Source organism: Gammaproteobacteria bacterium (assembly GCA_021648145.1).
Taxonomy (GTDB): Bacteria; Pseudomonadota; Gammaproteobacteria; order JAADGQ01; family JAADGQ01; genus S141-38.
In genome coordinates, this window is record JAKITI010000003.1 from 175,423 (window position 1) to 194,295 (window position 18,873).

General features: G+C 43.4%; 15 protein-coding genes. 13 read left to right on the forward strand and 2 right to left on the reverse strand.

Going from position 1 to position 18,873, the window contains the following annotated elements:
• Positions 1-40: 40 nt before the first annotated feature.
• A complete protein-coding gene (gene acnA / locus L3J70_03090) occupies positions 41-2,836 on the reverse strand; it encodes an aconitate hydratase AcnA (protein MCF6235356.1) in 2,796 nt (931 codons plus the stop codon).
• A 222-nt stretch (positions 2,837-3,058) separates the two neighbouring features.
• A complete protein-coding gene (locus L3J70_03095) occupies positions 3,059-4,120 on the reverse strand; it encodes a DUF3549 family protein (GenBank protein MCF6235357.1) in 1,062 nt (353 codons plus the stop codon).
• A gap of 165 nt (positions 4,121-4,285) precedes the next feature.
• Here L3J70_03095 and mtnA point away from each other — a divergent pair, with 165 nt between their 5' ends.
• From mtnA to L3J70_03160, 13 genes are all read left to right on the forward strand, one after another.
• On the forward strand, positions 4,286-5,326 hold the full coding sequence (gene mtnA / locus L3J70_03100) for an S-methyl-5-thioribose-1-phosphate isomerase (GenBank protein MCF6235358.1): 1,041 nt from the start codon (positions 4,286-4,288) through the stop codon (positions 5,324-5,326).
• Between the two features lie 140 nt (positions 5,327-5,466).
• Entirely contained in the window at positions 5,467-8,052 is a 2,586-nt protein-coding gene (gene gyrA / locus L3J70_03105) for a DNA gyrase subunit A (protein ID MCF6235359.1), read from the forward strand.
• Between the two features lies 1 nt (position 8,053).
• The gene (gene serC / locus L3J70_03110) at positions 8,054-9,136 is read left to right on the forward strand and encodes a 3-phosphoserine/phosphohydroxythreonine transaminase (GenBank protein MCF6235360.1); all 1,083 of its coding nucleotides are present in this window, start codon (positions 8,054-8,056) and stop codon (positions 9,134-9,136) included.
• Between the two features lie 22 nt (positions 9,137-9,158).
• Positions 9,159-10,322 (forward strand): phosphoglycerate dehydrogenase, encoded by a 1,164-nt coding sequence (locus L3J70_03115; GenBank protein ID MCF6235361.1) that lies wholly within the window; start codon positions 9,159-9,161, stop codon positions 10,320-10,322.
• Between the two features lie 5 nt (positions 10,323-10,327).
• Complete coding sequence (gene pheA, locus L3J70_03120; GenBank protein ID MCF6235362.1) at positions 10,328-11,416, forward strand: prephenate dehydratase; 1,089 nt, start codon at positions 10,328-10,330, stop codon at positions 11,414-11,416.
• Positions 11,416-12,282: a prephenate dehydrogenase/arogenate dehydrogenase family protein gene (locus L3J70_03125; GenBank protein ID MCF6235363.1), complete on the forward strand. Its 867-nt coding sequence runs from the start codon at positions 11,416-11,418 to the stop codon at positions 12,280-12,282. Before pheA ends, L3J70_03125 begins: the two co-directional genes overlap by 1 nt.
• Positions 12,283-12,309: 27 nt before the next feature.
• Positions 12,310-13,644 (forward strand): 3-phosphoshikimate 1-carboxyvinyltransferase, encoded by a 1,335-nt coding sequence (gene aroA, locus L3J70_03130; protein MCF6235364.1) that lies wholly within the window; start codon positions 12,310-12,312, stop codon positions 13,642-13,644.
• A 5-nt stretch (positions 13,645-13,649) separates the two neighbouring features.
• A complete protein-coding gene (cmk, locus tag L3J70_03135; GenBank protein ID MCF6235365.1) occupies positions 13,650-14,333 on the forward strand; it encodes a (d)CMP kinase in 684 nt (227 codons plus the stop codon).
• A gap of 117 nt (positions 14,334-14,450) precedes the next feature.
• A complete protein-coding gene (rpsA, locus tag L3J70_03140; GenBank protein ID MCF6235366.1) occupies positions 14,451-16,127 on the forward strand; it encodes a 30S ribosomal protein S1 in 1,677 nt (558 codons plus the stop codon).
• Positions 16,128-16,387: 260 nt separating this feature from the next.
• A complete protein-coding gene (locus L3J70_03145) occupies positions 16,388-16,675 on the forward strand; it encodes an integration host factor subunit beta (GenBank protein ID MCF6235367.1) in 288 nt (95 codons plus the stop codon).
• A 350-nt stretch (positions 16,676-17,025) separates the two neighbouring features.
• Positions 17,026-17,304 carry a LapA family protein gene (locus L3J70_03150; GenBank protein MCF6235368.1) on the forward strand — a complete coding sequence of 93 codons (279 nt, stop codon included), beginning with the start codon at positions 17,026-17,028 and terminating at the stop codon, positions 17,302-17,304.
• Between the two features lie 134 nt (positions 17,305-17,438).
• Positions 17,439-17,717, forward strand: coding sequence for a helix-hairpin-helix domain-containing protein (locus L3J70_03155; GenBank protein ID MCF6235369.1), 279 nt, complete (start codon positions 17,439-17,441; stop codon positions 17,715-17,717).
• Between the two features lie 90 nt (positions 17,718-17,807).
• Positions 17,808-18,860, forward strand: a complete 1,053-nt coding sequence (locus tag L3J70_03160; protein ID MCF6235370.1) for a Wzz/FepE/Etk N-terminal domain-containing protein — start codon at positions 17,808-17,810, stop codon at positions 18,858-18,860.
• Positions 18,861-18,873: the final 13 nt, after the last annotated feature.

The following is an 18,873-nucleotide window of genomic DNA, read 5'->3' on the forward strand; positions in this document are numbered from 1 at the left end:
CTACTAATGCCGCTTTTTATCTCAGTGAATACTTACACCGCTATAATGCTTGGCGAAGCACGTAAGGTAAAATTCCTCCGTGATAGAAGTACTCCAGCTCGTTCGCAGTATCAATACGTGCGATCACTGAAAAGGTTTTGACTTCACCGTTTGTTGATGTTGCTGTCACCGTGATTGTTTGCCCTGGTGTTAGACTTTTCAATCCACCGATATCGAAAGCTTCTGAGCCGTTCAGGCCGAGTGACTCCGCACTTTCTCCTTCTGAAAACTGCAGTGGAAGAATACCCATTCCAATAAGGTTTGAGCGATGAATGCGCTCATAGCTGATCGCAATAACAGCATTAATTCCCAGTAATTTCGGCCCTTTTGCCGCCCAGTCGCGCGATGATCCGGTGCCGTACTCTTTACCGGCAATGATGATTAAAGGAATATTATCCGCCTGATATTTCATGGAGGCTTCATAGATGGTCATGCCTTCACCTTCGGGTTGATGCCGAGTGAAGCCACCTTCCGTGCCGGGTGCAAGTAAATTACGTAGGCGGATGTTGGCAAATGTACCCCGCATCATCACTTCATGATTACCACGCCTGGCACCGTATGAGTTGAAATCTTTAAGTGCCACACCATTTTCAATCAAATATTTTCCTGCGGGTGTTTCAGCGGTGAACGAACCTGCCGGAGAGATATGGTCTGTGGTGACTGAATCCCCTAAAAGAGCCAGTACGCGTGCTTGTTTGATGTCTTGTACGGGAGTGGGCTCTTTTTCCATTGTTGCAAAAAATGGAGGCTCTTTAATATAAGTAGAATCCTCTTTCCAGCTATAGAGTTCGCCCGTGGGTACATCAAGTTCGTTCCATTCCGGCTCACCTTTGAATACATCGTGATAAGCATTTTCAAACTGTTCAAGCCCAACATGTTTTTCAACAAATTGTTCGATTTCTTCAGGCGAAGGCCAGATATCATCGAGATAGACGGGGTGGTGGTTAGAATCAAGACCCACAGGTGATTTGCTCAGATCGACATTAAGGTTGCCTGATAAAGCATAAGCAATCACCAGTGCTGGAGAGGCCAGATAATTTGCACGAACCAATGGGTTAACACGCCCTTCAAAGTTTCTATTGCCTGATAACACAGCCGCAACGGATAAATTACCTTCAGTGATCGCATCACTGATATGTTTGTGGAGTGGGCCGCTGTTACCAATGCAAGTGGTGCAGCCATAACCCACCACATGAAAGCCGAGTGCTTCCATGTAAGGTAACAGGCCAGCAGCTTCCAGGTAATCAGTGACCACTCTGGAACCAGGTGCCAGGCTTGTTTTTACCCAAGGCTGTGATTTGAGGCCGCGATGAACGGCATTACGTGCTAACAATGCAGCCGCAATTAAACCACTTGGGTTCGATGTGTTTGTGCAGCTGGTGATAGCCGCAATTACAACAGAGCCATGACATAAATTATAAGCAACACCATCAGGTTGACGAGTTGGAATGTTTCTGCTGAGCAGTTTGTCCAGTTCGGCATCGGGATGCTCTTCATGCAGTTCGGGTGGAATTTGCATTGGGCTGCCGCCTTCACCCAGCCAGCAGACCATAGAGTCCTCATCGACTCCATCCAGCTCCTCTTCAAGGTGCTCACTGAGTGCGGCGCGAAATGAGTTGCGGACTTTAGAGAGTGCAACGCGATCTTGTGGGCGGCTCGGGCCTGCCAATGAGGGTTCAACGTCGCTTAAATCAATCTCTACAATATTGGTATATTCTGCGGTATTTTGCTCGGCGTTGTACCAAAGGCCTTGGGCTTTATAATAAGCTTCGACCAGTGGTGCATTATCACCACGGCCTGTTAGTTTCAGAAAGTCTGTTGTTTTTTCATCAACTGGAAAAAGCCCAATTGTTGCGCCATATTCGGGAGCCATATTGGCAATGGTGGCACGATCGGCCAAGGAGAGATGAGCCAGGCCTGGACCAAAGAATTCGACAAATTTACCAACCACACCTTTTTTGCGCAGTATTTCAGTAATCGTTAATACCAGGTCGGTAGCCGTGGTTTGTGCGGAAAGTTGGCCCATTAATTTAACGCCAACCACTTGCGGAACGAGTAATGAGGAGGGTTGGCCGAGCAGAGCCGCTTCAGCCTCAATACCACCGACACCCCAGCCCACAACACCGAGGCCATTAATCATGGTGGTGTGTGAATCTGTACCGATGAGTGTGTCAGGGTAAACCCATGTCTCACCATCAAAGTCAGCTGTGATGGCGACTTTGGCTAGATACTCAAGATTAATCTGGTGGACGATGCCCATATCGGGTGGAACGACTCGGAAGTTATCAAAAGCACTCTGTCCCCAGCGTAAAAACTGATAACGCTCTCTATTTCGAGAGTATTCAAGCTCAGAATTTGCTTTTAAAGCGGTCACAGAGGCGTATTGGTCGACTTGCACGGAATGATCAATCACCAGATCGGCCGGTGTAAAAGGGTTTATTTTAGCAGGGTCACCTCCGAGTCGCTTTAATGCAGAGCGCATTGCAGCAAGATCGGCAACAGCAGGTACGCCAGTGAAATCCTGAAGGAGAACTCGAGCCGGCATGAAAAGGATCTCTTTGTCAGGAGTTGCTTTTGCATCCCACTGGCATACGGCTTCAATGTCAGATTTTTTGACTTCAATGCCATCTTCGCGTCTGAGCAAGTTTTCTAAAAGAATTTTAAGCGAGAAAGGAAGCTTGCTCAAGTCAATGCCACTTGCTTTAGCGACTGCGGGGAGTGAAAAGTAGTGGTATGTTTTATTCGCAACAGCAAGCGTTGATTTGACACTAAAACTATCGAGTATATTTTTGCTCATTATGCAATTCCATTCAGACTTCTTGAAGAAAATAGTGTGATTCTAACAATATCTTGCAATGCTGGGAAATTTCAGTTTAAGGTCAGTGTGCTCTTCTTCGTTGCATGTACGGAAAAACAATTTTAAGTGCGACACTCGCATCCATCATCAAATTTATGGTCGCCTTTTTTCTCGTACGGCTCGAATCTTATTATCAGGCAAGAGTGGAGCACTTTCGTGACGCTATAAAATTCGCCCAATGGCATCGTGACTCGGTACTCCAAACATGGCTCCTGTTGCCTTTTCAATTTGCTTTGAGCGCTCTGGGTTGCGCAAAACTTGTAACAGTGAGCCACGCATTCCTGGAATGTAGAGCAGATCTGACATGACGTGATTAAATATATCTTGCCCAACATCCTCATTCGCTAACGCTTCAATATAAGGTTGATTCAGTTCAGGTGAATGAAGGTCACTCCAGGCGCGTCCTGCAATGGTAACTAAAACTTCAATATTGTGAGCCACAGGATGGTTCAGCAAACTTTTAATCAATTGTTCTCGTAAGCCCTTGGCCTTGGCGTAAGAGATGCCGCGCAAACCCGAGGTGATGATTTGGATATCGGGTTTTTCTGCTGAGAGTTGCTCATGAACTCGAGCAATAATCATTTCAGTCATTTGTGTATCTATTTTTTCATTTTCGAGAAAATTACATAGTGATGTAAAGGGCTGAGTCGGAATATGAGGTATTGATGCAGCAATATGTTGTGCGTTGTTCTCTTCATCTAGGCGTGTGGCGATATCTGCAATTCCTTGCAATCCCAGTTGAGACCATTGTTTGTAATCTAAGTCACCAGCAAAGTAGCTTTGTGCATGTTGATAATATTGTGAGGGTGTTTGTCCGAGCACTTTTAGTGTTTTGGCGTGAAAGCAGGCCATACGCTCTTGATTAGGGGTGAAACCGTAGGGGTTATCATCCATTGCATTTTGTTGGGTACCGCTGAATTTGTCATCAACTGTTTTGAGTAGTCGGTGCAAAAAATCGTCTCGACCAGCTGGCATTATGTAAGCTTTTTCATCAAGAGGTAATTTTAAAAACCAGATGAAATGATTGCTCTTGTTTTCTTTTTCCCACCCTAAAACGCCGAGCCAGGCTTGGCGCTGTGAAGGTTGAGGGTATGCCAGTGCGCACTCTTCAAATTGTTGGAACTGCTTTGAAGGTATTTTGCAGATGCGTCGCCCCATATCAAAGGCGCGGAATTGGGTGTTGGAGTGCTCAAAAAATTGGCCAATTGTTGTAATTTGATTCATAAACTGTGCTGATCGGTTTATTGTGAAAATGAGAAGGATTGTGGAGATTATATACTGATTAAAACGGGTGGATTGTACTTGTAAATAAAATAATGATTTTAAAATTAACAGGGTTTGTGGTATTCAGTAGTTCATATCTGTTTTATTTAAAGTCGGAGTGCTGTGATGTCAGAAAATAATAGTGATTCAGTTCATGCCGTTGTATGGGAGGAGGGGGTGCTCAGATTGCTGGATCAACGCTTGTTACCTCAAAAAGTTGAATATTTGAGTTATGCGGATTCTGCCGAAGTGGCTTCAGCCATCCGCGATATGGTGGTGCGAGGTGCACCAGCGATTGGTATCGCGGCGGCTTATGCGATGGTGCTTTCTGCGCGTGCTTGGTATGCACGCGTGCCGCAGCGCTGGAAAGAGCTGATGGAGGCTGATATTAAACAGTTGGCAGATGCTCGTCCCACGGCGGTAAATTTATGTTGGGCGCTTGATAAAATGCGGGCTTGTCTTGCGGGATGTGAAAATCCTGAAGAAGGGTTGCTGGATGAAGCTAAGCGTATTCATGCAGAGGATGTGGCCGCGTGTCAGCGCATGGGTGAGTTGGGCGCTGAACTCATTAAATCTCGCTGTTCTGTGTTGACGCATTGTAATGCAGGGGCGTTAGCAACAGGTGGATACGGTACGGCGTTAGGTGTGATTCGGTCGGCCAATCACGCTGGGAAAATTCAGCATGTTTATGCAGATGAAACGCGGCCTTGGTTGCAAGGCTCTCGTTTGACTGCTTGGGAAATGGTACAGGAAAAAATTCCAGTGACAGTTTTAGTTGAGGGAGCGGCGGCTCATTTGATGAAACAAGGCAAAGTGCAGTGGGTGATTGTTGGCTCGGATCGGATTGCGGCGAATGGTGATGTGGCCAATAAGATCGGGACTTATAATTTAGCTGTTGTGGCACGTTATCATGGCGTGAAATTTATGGTGGTTGCGCCGACCAGTACGATTGATATGCGTATCGGCCAAGGTGACCAAATTCCGATTGAGTTGCGTTCTGAAGATGAAATTATGATGAACCAGTGCAAGCGTGTGGCGGCGACAGGTGCCGTGGGTTGGAACCCTGCATTTGATGTGACCCCTGCGGATTTGGTGGATGCGATTGTGACCGAGAAAGGGGTGGTGTTTGAGCCTACGGCCAAGAAAATGGCAGCATTAATGGCGTAGTCGAGTATAAGGGTCGCCCATGAAATAATTATATAAATTATTCTGTGTGCACTCCTAACCATGCAGCACTTTGCTGATTGTGGTACGATTTCGCGGTTTTTTACGCATTCAAACCAATATCATAAGGCTTGTGAATTTTCATGACTGAGTTTGCTAAAGAAATCCTCCCGATTCACATTGAAGAGGAGATGAAACAGTCGTACATGGAGTACGCAATGAGCGTGATCGTCGGGCGTGCTTTGCCTGATGTGCGTGATGGGTTAAAACCGGTGCATCGTCGCGTTTTATACGCCATGCGAGATCTTGGTAACGACTGGAACAAGCCTTATAAAAAATCAGCGCGTATCGTCGGTGATGTTATAGGTAAGTATCACCCTCATGGTGATACCGCCGTTTATGACACCATCGTTCGTATGGCGCAACCATTCTCTCTGCGTTACATGCTGATTGATGGCCAAGGGAACTTTGGCTCGGTGGATGGTGACTCACCGGCAGCGATGCGTTATACCGAAATTCGCATGGCGCGTATTGCGCACGACATGTTGATTGATCTTGAAAAAGAGACGGTTAATTTTGTTGCGAACTATGATGAATCAGAATCTGAACCGACTGTTTTACCGGCACGAATTCCTTGCTTACTGGTGAATGGCTCTTCAGGTATTGCGGTCGGAATGGCGACCAATATTCCCCCCCACAATATTAATGAAGTAATTAACGCATGTCTTGCACTGGTTGATGATCCAGAAATTACGATTCATGGCTTGATGGAGTACATTCCTGGGCCTGATTTTCCAACTGCGGCTATTATTAATGGTTCAAACGGAATTCAAAAAGCGTATGAAACGGGGCGGGGTTCTATTTATGTACGTGCTAAAACAGGCGTAGAAGAGTCTGCCACTGGCAAGCAGAGTATTATTGTTCATGAACTGCCCTACCAGGTAAATAAGGCTCGCCTTCTTGAAAAAATCGGTGAGCTGGTTCGAGATAAAAAAATCGAAGGCATTAGTGCACTGCGTGATGAGTCTGATAAAGATGGCATGCGCATGGTCATTGAAGTCAAACGTGGTGAAGTTGCTGAAGTGGTGATTAACAACCTCTTTAAGCACACTCTGATGCAGACAACATTTGGCGTCAATATGGTGGCGATTGTTGATGGCCAGCCGAGATTGCTGAACCTTAAGCAGATATTAGATGCATTTATTCGCCATCGTCGAGAGGTGGTAACTCGGCGAACTATTTTTGAAGTTCGTAAAGCGCGTGAGCGCGCTCATTTGCTGGAAGGTTTGGCGGTCGCGTTAGCAAATATTGATGAAGTCATTGTATTGATCAGAAATGCCCCTGATCCAGCGACCGCTAAAAAAGGTTTGCTTGCACGCGTTTGGGAGCCTGGCATTGTTGTGGAGATGCTGGAAAAAGCAGGTGCAAGCCCTTTCCGTCCAGACAGTGTGGAAGAGGGGTGTGGTTTAACGGATGAAGGTTATCGCCTTTCTGAGTCGCAAGCGCAAGCGATTCTTGATCTGCGTTTGCATCGTTTGACCGGTCTGGAAAAAGATAAAGTCATCAAGGAATATGGTGAACTTCTGGCTCTGATTGCTGACTTGATGGATATTATCAATAACCCTGATCGCTTGATGCGTGTGATTCGTGATGAGTTATTAAAAATTAAAGAGCAATATGGTGATGAGCGTCGCACCGAAATTTTAAGAGATCGCCTTGATTTAAGTCTGGAAGATCTTATTACCGAAGAAGATGTCGTAGTGACTCTTTCTCATGCCGGTTACGCCAAAGCACAGCCACTGGATAGTTATACAGCACAAAGGCGTGGTGGCCGTGGTAAATCGGCTACGTCGATGAAAGAAGAAGATTTTATTGACAAGCTTTTTGTTGCAAGTACGCACGATACCATTCTCTGTTTTTCCAGTCGTGGCAAGGTTTATTGGCTAAAAGTCTACGAGTTGCCTCAGGCCAGTCGTGCTGCACGAGGCAAACCTATTGTTAATTTGTTGCCTTTGGAAGAGGGCGAACGAATTAATGCAATATTGCCTGTGCGTGAATTTGAAGAAGATAAATACGTATTCATGGCGACTGCCAGCGGTGTTGTAAAGAAAACCTCCCTTAAAGATTTTTCTCGGCCGCGTGCTAATGGCATCATTGCACTTGATTTACGTGATGATGATTGTTTGGTGGGCGTTGATATTACTGATGGGCAGCGTGATGTCATGTTGTTTAACAGTGCAGGTAAAGCGATTCGTTTTAGTGAAAGTGTAGTGCGAGCTATGGGTCGTACTGCGCGTGGCGTACGAGGCATGCGTCTGAAACCGGGTCAAGAAATCATTTCACTGATTCTTGCAGATGAAGGTCATATTTTAACGGTGACTGAGCATGGTTTTGGTAAATGTACTTTGATCGAGGACTATCCAAGTCATGGCCGTGGTGGCCAAGGCGTGATTTCAATACAGACATCTGAGCGTAATGGTGCTGTGATTGGTGCAATATCAGTCACCAGCCAGGATGAAGTGATGTTGATCAGTAACGGTGGCACATTGGTGCGTACACCGGTTGCGGGCATTTCAGTCGTTGGGCGAAATACTCAAGGAGTGACACTGATTAAACTCGGTAAAAAAGAGTCACTCGTCAGCATTGAGAAAATTGAAAATCTTGATGGCGATGATGATGACGTAGACGCAGAAAACGATAGTGATAGTGATAGTGAGGGTGAAGAGTAAAATGGCACGTATTTATAACTTTAGTGCAGGGCCTGCAATGCTGCCGACGGCGGTTTTGGAGCGAGCTCAGGAAGAGATGCTTGATTGGCAAGGCACAGGAATGTCGGTGATGGAGATGAGCCATCGCGGTAAAGAATATATGTCAATTGCTGAAAAGGCTGAATCTGATCTGCGTGAACTGCTCGCTGTTCCAGACAATTACAAAGTGCTGTTTTTACAAGGCGGAGCAAGTAGCCAGTTTGCTATGGTTCCCCTTAATTTATTACGAGATAAAACATCTGCTGATTATTTTTATACAGGGCAGTGGTCAAAAAAAGCGATTGCTGAAGCAAAGCGTTATTGTGATGTAAATATTGTCGCAACTTCTGAGTCTGATGGCTTTAATAGCATTCCTGCGCAAAGTGAATGGCAGTTGAGTAAAGGAGCGGCTTATGTGCATTACACACCAAACGAAACCATTGGCGGCGTAGAATTTCAATGTCTTCCTGAAGTGGGTGATGTGCCGCTTGTGGCAGATATGTCTTCAAGCATATTGTCACGCCCGATTGATGTCTCAAAATATGGTGTGATTTATGCCGGAGCGCAGAAAAACATTGGCCCAGCAGGCTTGGCGGTTGTTATTGTGCGTGATGATCTGATCGGCTCTGCCCGTGACGGTACGCCCAGCATGTTTGATTACAAAATCCATGCTGATAATGGCTCTATGTACAATACTCCACCGACTTATACGTGGTATCTGGCCGGACTGGTCTTTGAGTACCTTAAAGAAAAAGGTGGATTAACAGTTGTTGCTGAAGAAAATCAGCGTAAAGCAAAAAAACTGTATACCTTTATTGATGCTTCTGATTTTTATGCAAACCCCGTTGCAATTGATAGTCGTTCCTGGATGAATGTGACTTTTACATTGGCAGATAACAACTTGGATGCAGCCTTTTTGAAAGAAGCTGATGCGCTGGGTCTTAAAACACTGAAAGGTCATCGGTCGGTCGGTGGTATGCGTGCCAGTATCTATAATGCAATGCCAGAAAAGGGCGTGAGCGCATTGGTTGATTTTATGGCAGAGTTTGAATATCGAAATGGCTAGATATTTAAGGTAAAGGGAGTTTATGTATAAAATTCTAACACTCAATAATATTTCAGTCGCAGGGTTGGAGCGCTTACCGCGTGAACAGTATGAAGTAGCCTCTGAAATTCAACATCCAGATGCTATTTTACTGCGTTCTTTTAAGATGCACGGCATGGATATTCCCGAAACACTTAAAGCTGTTGGGCGTGCAGGGGCTGGGGTGAATAATATCCCCGTTGATGAGATGAGTCAGCGTGGAATTCCCGTATTTAATGCGCCCGGTGCGAACTCTAATGCAGTCCATGAGCTTGTATTGGCTGGAATGTTGTTGGCAAGCCGCAATATCTGTCAGGGTTGGGAGTATGCACGCAATCTGGAAGGCGATGATGGCGCGATTCACAAACAAGTAGAATCAGGCAAGAAAAATTTTGTCGGCTTTGAACTGCCTGGGCGAACACTGGGTGTGATTGGGTTGGGTGCAATCGGGATTAAAATTGCCAACTCGGCACTGAAGCTCGGCATGAAAGTGATCGGGTTTGATCCACAGATTACAGTTCAAAGTGCCTGGAAGCTTTCATCTGATGTGCAGCTGGCCTCCAGTTTAGATGATCTATTAATTCACTCTGATTTTGTTACTTTCCATGTGCCATTGATTGATGCAACACGCAGTATGCTGAATAAAGATCGCTTTGATCTAATGAAACCAGGCGCAACTATTCTTAACTTTTCTCGCGATGGTATTATTGATAATGAAGCTCTGTCAGCCGCGATTAAATCTGATAAAATTCATGCCTATGTGTGTGACTTCCCCTCTAATTTGATGAAAAATCATGAAAAGGTTATTACGTTGCCGCATTTAGGGGCATCAACGATTGAAGCTGAAGAGAATTGTGCTGTAATGGTCGCAGATCAAGTGCGTGACTTTTTGGAAAATGGCAATATTTGTAATGCAGTGAACTTTCCCGAAACTCAAATGCCTCGTTCAGATGCTTATCGTATTGGTATCTTTAACTCCAATGTGCCGAATATGGTGGGGCAAATATCAACAACGCTGGCTGATGCAGGCTTGAATATTGTAGATTTGCTGAATAAATCCAAAGGTGAATATGCTTATACTTTGGTTGATGTGGAGAGTGAAATTCCTCAATCTGTAATTAAGGCATTGGGCTCTATTGAAGGTGTATTGGCAGTTAGATCGTATTAAAAACTATGTCAGAGTCTGAGAAATTAAAAGTTGCACGCAATTGTATTGATACGCTGGATGAACAGATCCAGAATTTGATCAATAAACGGGCTGAATGCGCTATGGACGTTGCGCGTATCAAACAATCTTCTGCCAATAAGCAGATCAATTTTTATCGACCTGAGCGTGAAGCAGATGTGCTCAGGCATGTGCAGAAACGCAATAAAGGGCCATTAGGCAACGAGGAAATTGCACGTCTTTTCCGCGAAATTATGTCAGCCTGTCTTGCATTGGAACAGCCAATGCGTATTGCCTATCTTGGTCCGGCAGGAACATTCACTCAAGCGGCGGCATTGAAACATTTTGGTCACTCAGTGACCACCGTGCCGTTGATGGCGATTGATGAAATTTTTCGTGATGTGGAGTCGGGTGCTTCACATTATGGAGTCGTGCCGATTGAAAACTCTACTGAAGGTGTAGTGAATCATACGCTGGATACATTTATTAATTCGCCCTTAAAAATTTGTGGCGAAGTTGAGCTTCGCATTCATCAGAACTTGTTGGGACAAATGACCCGTATTGATCAGGTGAAACGCATCTATTCCCATCAGCAATCTTTAGCCCAATGCCGTGAATGGCTGGATGCCAATCTACCGGGTGTTTCACGTATTCCTGTGAGCAGTAATGCGGAAGCTGCACGTCGAGTAAAAAATGAAGCTGATGCCGCTGCAATTGCGGGTGAATTGGCGGGCGAACAATATGGGCTGAATGTCATTGCAGCTAATATTGAAGATAAACCTGACAATACGACACGTTTTTTAATGATCGGACGGCAGAGTACGATGCGTAGCTGTCGTGATAAGACATCGTTGTTACTCTCATCTCGAAATCGCTCAGGAGCACTACATAGTTTACTTGCGCCCTTTGCGCATCACGGTATTTCAATGAATCGTATTGAATCTCGTCCTTCTCGGCGCGGAATGTGGGATTATGTTTTTTTTGTTGATATAGAAGGTCATCAGGATGAACCGAAGGTTGCAAAGGCTTTGGCAGAGCTGGAAAAAGAAGCAGTGATGGTCAAGGTATTAGGCTCTTATCCTTGTGCGGTGTTGTAGTGTCTGAGAAAAAAGAAAAGATTTTATCCATTCTTGGAGTGGGATTAATTGGCGGATCTTTAGCCAAGGCGGCTAAATCAGCAGGTTTGTTTCAAAAAGTTGTGGGTTACGGACGTTGCCTCGAATCATTGCAAACCGCACTTGATCTGGGTGTTATTGATCAGGTTGCTTGTGATGTTAAAGCTGCAGTTGAATCTGCTGATATTGTGGTGTTGGCAACTCCAGTCGGTGCGATTGAGCCTTTGTTAAAACAAGCCGCTGGATATTTTAAATCCAATGCAGTCATCACTGATGTAGGTAGTACTAAAGGTAGTGTGATTGAAGCTGTGCGCCTAGCTTTGGGTGAAATTCCCGAAAATTTTGTACCCGGCCATCCTATTGCCGGTACTGAAAACAGTGGTGTTGCGTTCGCTGACGCAAAGCTGTTTAAAGGGCGGCGTGTGATTTTAACGCCACTTAAAAATACGGATGCTGATGCTGTGTTACGTGTGCGCCAAATGTGGGAAGGTGTGGGTTCAATTGTTTCTGAAATGGCGGTGAACCACCACGACGAAGTGCTGGCAGCGACCAGTCATATGCCACATATGTTAGCGTATTTGATGGTAGATAGACTTTCAAAAATGGATGAGCAGCATGAAGTTTTTAAATATGCTGCCAGTGGGTTTCGTGATTTTACCCGTATCGCATCCAGTGATCCGGTAATGTGGCGAGATATATGTCTGGCTAATGGTGATGCTTTATTGTCGGCATTAGAGCAATACAGTTCAGAGCTTACGCAGCTTCGAGATGCTATTGAAACTAAAGATGATAAATATTTGATGGCTCTGTTTGGCCGCTCCAAGGCTGTTCGAGATCAGTTTTCTTGAATAATTTTTAAAAAAGTAACTATTTTTATGTCAAATTCCAATACTCCTTCCCTTCGCTTTATTGTTGAACCTGGCGGTCATTTGACCGGAGAAATTCGTGTGCCTGGAGACAAATCTATTTCACACCGTTCAATTATGCTCGGATCTATTGCTGAAGGGGTCACAGAAGTTCAAGGGTTTCTTGAAGGTGAAGATAGTCTCTCTACATTGAAAGCTTTTCGTGCTATGGGTGTTTCTATTGATGGCCCTGTTGATGGAAAAGTGACAATTCATGGGGTCGGATTGCACGGTTTGAAAGTACCTGATGCGCCATTAGATCTGGGTAATTCAGGGACATCCATGCGTCTCATGTCTGGTTTGCTGGCGGGACAAATTTTTGATGTGGAAATGATGGGTGATGAATCATTGTCTGGTCGCCCAATGTCGCGTGTGACCAATCCCTTGGCGTTGATGGGGGCAATCGTTGTAGGTGATGAGGATGGTACGCCACCTCTGAGAGTGAGTGGCGGTCAAGCTTTGAAAGGAATTGATTATACGCTGCCTATGGCCAGTGCCCAAGTGAAATCATGTCTGTTATTGGCTGGATTGTATGCTGAAGGGCGTACTTGCATCACTGAGCCTGCACCCACTCGAGATCATACCGAGCGAATGCTGAATGGTTTTGGCTACTGCGTTGAGCGCAAAGGTAATCAAGTTTGTATTGAAGGTGGCGGAAAGCTCACCGCTTGCGCTATTGATGTGCCGAGCGATATCTCATCGACTGCTTTTTTTCTGGTGGGCGCGTGTATTGCAGAAGGTTCAGATTTATTGTTAAAGCATGTAGGGATGAATTCTACTCGCATTGGTGTGATCAATATTTTGCGTTTGATGGGAGCAAATATTGAATTGTTGAATGAGCGTGAGGTCGGTGGTGAGCCTGTGGCAGATATTCGTGTGCGCTCAAGTCAGTTAAAAGGAATACGTATCCCAGAAGATCAGGTGCCTTTGGCCATTGATGAGTTTCCTGCGATTTTTATTGCAGCTGCGTGCGCGACTGGTGAAACTGTTTTGACGGGTGCGGAAGAGTTACGGGTTAAAGAGAGTGATCGTATTCAGGCGATGGCGGATGGGCTGGTAACATTGGGTATTGATGCCAAGCCAACAGCGGATGGTATTGTGATTCAGGGTGGGCAATTAGGTGGTGGCGTTGTTGAAAGCTGTGGTGATCATCGTATTGCCATGTCATTTGCAATGGCGGCATTGCGCTCAAAAGAGAAAATTATCATTGAGCATTGCAATAATGTTGCAACATCATTTCCAGGGTTTGTTGAATTAGCTCGGCAGACAGGGTTAGCTATTAATGCAGAGCATGTGAAAGGGTAGTCGTTATGTTGGAGAGCAATATCCCTGTTTTTACGATTGATGGCCCCAGTGGTTCAGGAAAAGGTACCGTCAGCCGTATTTTGGCGCAGCGTTTAGGTTGGCACTACCTGGATAGTGGCGCACTATATCGTTTAACCGCTTATGAGGCAGGAAAACAGGCGATCGCTTTGAGTGATGAAGTTGCTGTAGCAAAAATTGCTGGCTCATTGAATGTTCATTTTGACGCTGAAGCTGTTTTTCTTGATGGCATTGATGTGAGTCATGCCATAAGGTCAGAAGAGTGTGGTAATCGAGCCTCCAAAATTGCATCTTTGTCTGCAGTACGTGATGCACTTCTGGGCTGGCAACGTGCATTTAAAAAACCTCCAGGTCTTGTGGCGGATGGTCGTGATATGGGGAGTGTTGTCTTCCCTCAAGCTACGGTTAAAGTTTATTTGACGGCCAGTGCAGAAGTTCGCTCAGAGCGACGTCACACGCAGTTGAAAGAGAAAGGTATTAATGGTACCCTCGACGCTATTTTCAACGATATTCGTGAACGTGATTTACGTGATAGTGCGCGTAGTGTTGCGCCGATGAAGCCTGCTAAAGGGGCTGTTCTGCTTGATACCGATAAGCTGTCTATTGAGACTGTCGTTGAAAAGTTGATAGATCTATTGCCTGGTCGTATTATTTCAGGTGCAGTTCGGTAAAGATGAAAGTCTTTATCTGGCTTTTTTGTGCTTGTCAATTTTGACAAGTTTTTTTAATTAACCGCGGTTTTGCCGCAACGTTATCCTCGATTTTTGAGGGTTTAAGGGTTTTTTCTAATGAGCGAAAGCTTTAAAGAGTTATTTGAAGAGAGTTTGATTGAGCAACGGATGCGTCCTGGTTCTATTGTGCCTGGAATCATTGTCGAGATTAAATCAGATGTTGTTATTGTCAATGCAGGTTTAAAATCTGAAGGCGTAATTCCTATTAGCCAGTTTTATAGTGAAGCGGGCGAGCTGGAGGTTGCTGAAGGTGATTGTGTTGATGTCGCATTGGATGCAATTGAAGATGGTTTTGGGGAGACTCGGCTTTCACGAGAAAAAGCTAAACGATCTCAGGCTTGGACTGAGCTTGAAAAAGCACTGGATGATGCCGTCACAATTATTGGTATTATTTCCGGCAAGGTTAAAGGTGGTTTCACTGTTGATGTTGGAACAATTCGTGCCTTCTTGCCTGGCTCACTTGTAGATGTGCGCCCTGTACGGGATATTGCACACTTGGAAGGTAAGCCACTTGAGTTTAAAGTTGTTAAATTAGATCGAAAACGTAATAACGTTGTAGTTTCTAGGCGTGCTGTTGTTGAAGTTGAAAGCAGTGCCGAGCGTGAAAAACTGCTCGAAAATTTGGAAGAAGGGCAGACTGTTAAAGGTATTGTTAAAAACCTGACTGATTACGGTGCATTTATCGATCTTGGTGGAATTGATGGATTGTTGCATATTACTGATATGGCGTGGAAACGCGTTAAACAACCTTCTGAGATTGTTAATGTTGGCGACGAAATTGATGTCAAAGTATTAACTTTTGATAAGGAGCGCAGTCGTGTTTCACTGGGTTTGAAACAGCTGGGTTCAGACCCTTGGCTTGAGCTTGCGACCCGTTATCCAATGACCAGTCGTCATATGGGTAAAGTGACCAATATTACTGATTATGGTTGCTTTGTTGAGATTGAAGATGGCATCGAAGGCTTGGTTCACGTTTCTGAAATGGACTGGACTAATAAAAATGTTAATCCATTTAAAGCGGTGCATCTTGGGCAGGAAGTTGAAATTGTTGTGTTGAATATTGATGAGGAACGCCGTCGTGTTTCTCTAGGTATGAAACAGTGTAAAGCGAATCCATGGGAAGAGTTTTCTGCAACACACAATAAAAACCAGAAAGTCTCTGGAAAAATTAAATCAATCACAGATTTCGGTATCTTTATTGGTCTGGATGGTGAGATTGATGGCTTGGTTCATTTGTCTGATATTTCTTGGAATGCAACGGGTGAAGATGCTATTCGTGAATTCAAGAAAGGTGATGAAATTGAGGCAGTTATTTTAGCAATTGATTCCGATCGTGAGCGCATTTCGTTAGGTATCAAACAGTTAGAGAAAGATCCGTTCTCAAACTATATGGCTGATCATGAGAAGGGCGGTATCGTTAAAGGCGTTGTAATCAGCGTTGACAGCAAAGGTGCTGAAGTTAAACTTGACGGTGATGCTGAAGGTTACTTGCGTGCATCTGAGATTTCTCGTGAACGTGTAGATATTAATTCTGTTCTGAAAGAAGGGGATGAGATTGAAGCTAAGTTTGTGAGTATTGACCGTAAGAATCGTGTTATTCTGCTCTCTCTTAAAGCGAAGGAAGAGGGTGAGGAGGCTGAAGCGCTGGATGATTACAATCGTTCTACTACAAGCTCTGGCTCGGCTACTCTAGGTGATCTTCTGAAAGAGCAGATGTTAAATCAGAAGAGTTAAAGTGTTCTGACTGTCATACTTTGATTGGCAGTGTTAAGTAAGGAAGGGAGGCCTTGATGTGTGGTAGTTGCATCATGGCCTTGTTTTTTTATACACTTGCGTATCTTATCTTTTGAAAGGAATCTTATGAATAACAACATGAACAATCGAGGTTGTCCTTTAGGTATTTTCTCCGTTGCCGTTATGTTTGTTGAGTGTTTCTCTGATAATAAGTATTGGAGGGACGTAATATAAATAATTTTTTGGAGGTTTGAATATATATGACAAGATCAGACCTAATTGAAGTACTGACGCAGAGCCAGACTCAACTTTCTTATAAAGATATTGAGCTTGCTGTGAAAAATTTAATTGAGCAAATGTCTGAAGCACTAGCTAATGGCAATCGAATCGAGATACGTGGTTTTGGAAGTTTTTCTTTGCACCATCGACCATCGCGTATCGGGCGTAATCCTAAAACGGGTGAGTCTGTTTCTCTAGAGGGAAAGTATGTTCCTCATTTCAAACCGGGGAAAATGTTACGTGAACAGGTAAATAATAGCGCTAAATAGTGTATATAGACACGGTCATGAAATACTTATATGCTCCAATTTTTACCTTTCTATCCCTGTTCAAGCGATCTCAGTCGTTACATAATCAGTCTGTATAATGTTTGAGCAGGAGTTGAAGTTCCAGACAACATAATTTCAGAAACTATTATGCATATGCTTCTTATTATTTTTTTATGCAATTTAGTTTGCAATTGAGCTTTCCCTTATTTTGTATAAAAGTTAGTATGTCTGCTTTAGGAAGCTCCGAACAAGTCTTGGTTTTACGTCGGCTAAATCCAACCAGACTTACTTAGAGCTCCCTTGATTAATGAGCAGCTGATTTTATTGGCTGGTAGTTTTAAGGAAATGCTATGGCTCGTATTTATACAATTTTTTCAATTCTATTTGCTGTTTTGGTTTTTTTTATTTATCTTGGTTTAGCGACACAAAATACTGCATCAATTAATTTTCATTACTACTTTGGGAGCTTCGAACTTCCACTGTATATTCTTTTAACACTCTTTATGGTTTTTGGAATCTTGCTTTGTAGCTTTATTTTTTTACCGCGTTTTTTTGGCTTGAAATTTAAATTGTTACGTATCCAAAGAGCATTAGATAAAAAAACATTGGAACTGGAAAAACAGAAATAATTTTAAATAAATAATAGATGTCTCTTTTTTTTAAATCGTGTATTATCGGCGCGCCTGTATTTTAATTGGACGGAACTATTGTGACTTTTTAATTACAGGTATTTCACAAAGCATTTTTTACAGGAGGTTATATAATGCTTTTTTTTAAAAAAATTCTATTATTGTCTGTTTTTCTGGGTTGTTTTTCTGCTGCGTATGCAGCACCTGTTAATATTAACAATGCTGATGCAGAGTTATTGGCTAATAATTTGGTTGGTGTTGGGGTTGAAAAGGCAAAAGCAATTGTTGAGTATCGAAAGAAGCATGGAGCATTTAAAGTTGTTAATGATTTGGCGCAAGTAAAAGGTATAGGTAAGAAGACGATTGAAAAAAATCGTAAAAATATCACGATAGGCCGTTCATCAACAAAGTAATATATTATATAATTTTGTGATAAACAGGCACCTTAATGGTGCCTGTTTATTATCTGTTACTATTTTTTATAATTTTATGAGTTGTTCTATATGGGTATTTCTACAGAAGAAGGGCAAACGTATAACAATAGGAATGAAATAAGTTTAGTCGACCTTTGGTTTATTTTATATCGACGTAAAGCAGTTTTTTTTATTGTTGTTGGCTTTTTCTTGTTTTTTGGGGTCGTGAGTTCTTTTTTGACGTCAACTAAATATACCTATACGACATCAATAGAGATCGGATCTACATTTGATCAAGAGCGAGAGCTCATTGATTCACCTGATGTATTGCTGGCAAAGATAAGGGAAAGTTATATTCCGCTTGTTCTGCATGAGCATGCAAAATCGGGAACAGACGGTGGCGTTTATCAAATTAGTGCCAGAGCTCCTTCTGGTAGTAATATCATTGTTTTGGAAAGTCAGGGGTCTGAAGAGCTTTCCAGCACCTATCTGAAGTTGCAAACTAAAATAGTTGATAAAGTTGTAACGGATCACCGTGGGATTGTTAAAGTCGCGCGCTTGGGGTTGAATGGCGACAGAAAAAAAATCCAGCTTAAATTGTCTGAGCTTCAAGATCAAGCTAAATTATATGTCAAAAAAACTGGGCGTCTGGATGAAAGTGCAGCCTTGTTGGTCAAACAAATGCAAGAAGTTAATCAGCTAATTGTACTGTCAGAAAAAAATCGAAATCAAGCGATAACCGAAGTGAAAGGGTCACTTGGTGCGATGGCTTTGATGGTATTAGATAATGAAACTCAACAAAACAGAGTGCAGCTGGCTGAATTTGAGGAGCGTTTATATATCACGCTACCAAATCAACGCGATGATTTGAAAGTTCAGTTGGCGAATAATAAAAGGGCGCAAGCGAGGCAAGGTCAGCTCATTGAAGAGATTGATGTGCGTTTATCTAATGCTCGAGAGACGAAAGCAATTGTTCCACCCATGCAGTCTTTGAAACCCATCGGTTCGAGCAAAAAACTAATAGTTTTTTTAAGTTTGGTTTTAGGGGTTTTAGTTGGAATATTTTTGGCTTTTTTTATTGAGTTTGTTACTAATGTACGGTCACAGATGAAAAATGAAGATATGGTGACAACTTCAGATTAAATGAAGTTTTTTT

What these genes read in the sequence shown, in the direction of transcription:
- acnA (MCF6235356.1), bottom strand. Translation starts at nt 2,836, where the DNA reads ATGAGCAAAAATATACTCGATAGTTTTAGTGTCAAATCAACGCTTGCT.
- L3J70_03095 (MCF6235357.1), bottom strand. Translation starts at nt 4,120, where the DNA reads ATGAATCAAATTACAACAATTGGCCAATTTTTTGAGCACTCCAACACC.
- mtnA (MCF6235358.1), top strand. Translation starts at nt 4,286, where the DNA reads ATGTCAGAAAATAATAGTGATTCAGTTCATGCCGTTGTATGGGAGGAG.
- gyrA (MCF6235359.1), top strand. Translation starts at nt 5,467, where the DNA reads ATGACTGAGTTTGCTAAAGAAATCCTCCCGATTCACATTGAAGAGGAG.
- serC (MCF6235360.1), top strand. Translation starts at nt 8,054, where the DNA reads ATGGCACGTATTTATAACTTTAGTGCAGGGCCTGCAATGCTGCCGACG.
- L3J70_03115 (MCF6235361.1), top strand. Translation starts at nt 9,159, where the DNA reads ATGTATAAAATTCTAACACTCAATAATATTTCAGTCGCAGGGTTGGAG.
- pheA (MCF6235362.1), top strand. Translation starts at nt 10,328, where the DNA reads ATGTCAGAGTCTGAGAAATTAAAAGTTGCACGCAATTGTATTGATACG.
- aroA (MCF6235364.1), top strand. Translation starts at nt 12,310, where the DNA reads ATGTCAAATTCCAATACTCCTTCCCTTCGCTTTATTGTTGAACCTGGC.
- cmk (MCF6235365.1), top strand. Translation starts at nt 13,650, where the DNA reads ATGTTGGAGAGCAATATCCCTGTTTTTACGATTGATGGCCCCAGTGGT.
- rpsA (MCF6235366.1), top strand. Translation starts at nt 14,451, where the DNA reads ATGAGCGAAAGCTTTAAAGAGTTATTTGAAGAGAGTTTGATTGAGCAA.
- L3J70_03145 (MCF6235367.1), top strand. Translation starts at nt 16,388, where the DNA reads ATGACAAGATCAGACCTAATTGAAGTACTGACGCAGAGCCAGACTCAA.
- L3J70_03150 (MCF6235368.1), top strand. Translation starts at nt 17,026, where the DNA reads ATGGCTCGTATTTATACAATTTTTTCAATTCTATTTGCTGTTTTGGTT.
- L3J70_03155 (MCF6235369.1), top strand. Translation starts at nt 17,439, where the DNA reads ATGCTTTTTTTTAAAAAAATTCTATTATTGTCTGTTTTTCTGGGTTGT.
- L3J70_03160 (MCF6235370.1), top strand. Translation starts at nt 17,808, where the DNA reads ATGGGTATTTCTACAGAAGAAGGGCAAACGTATAACAATAGGAATGAA.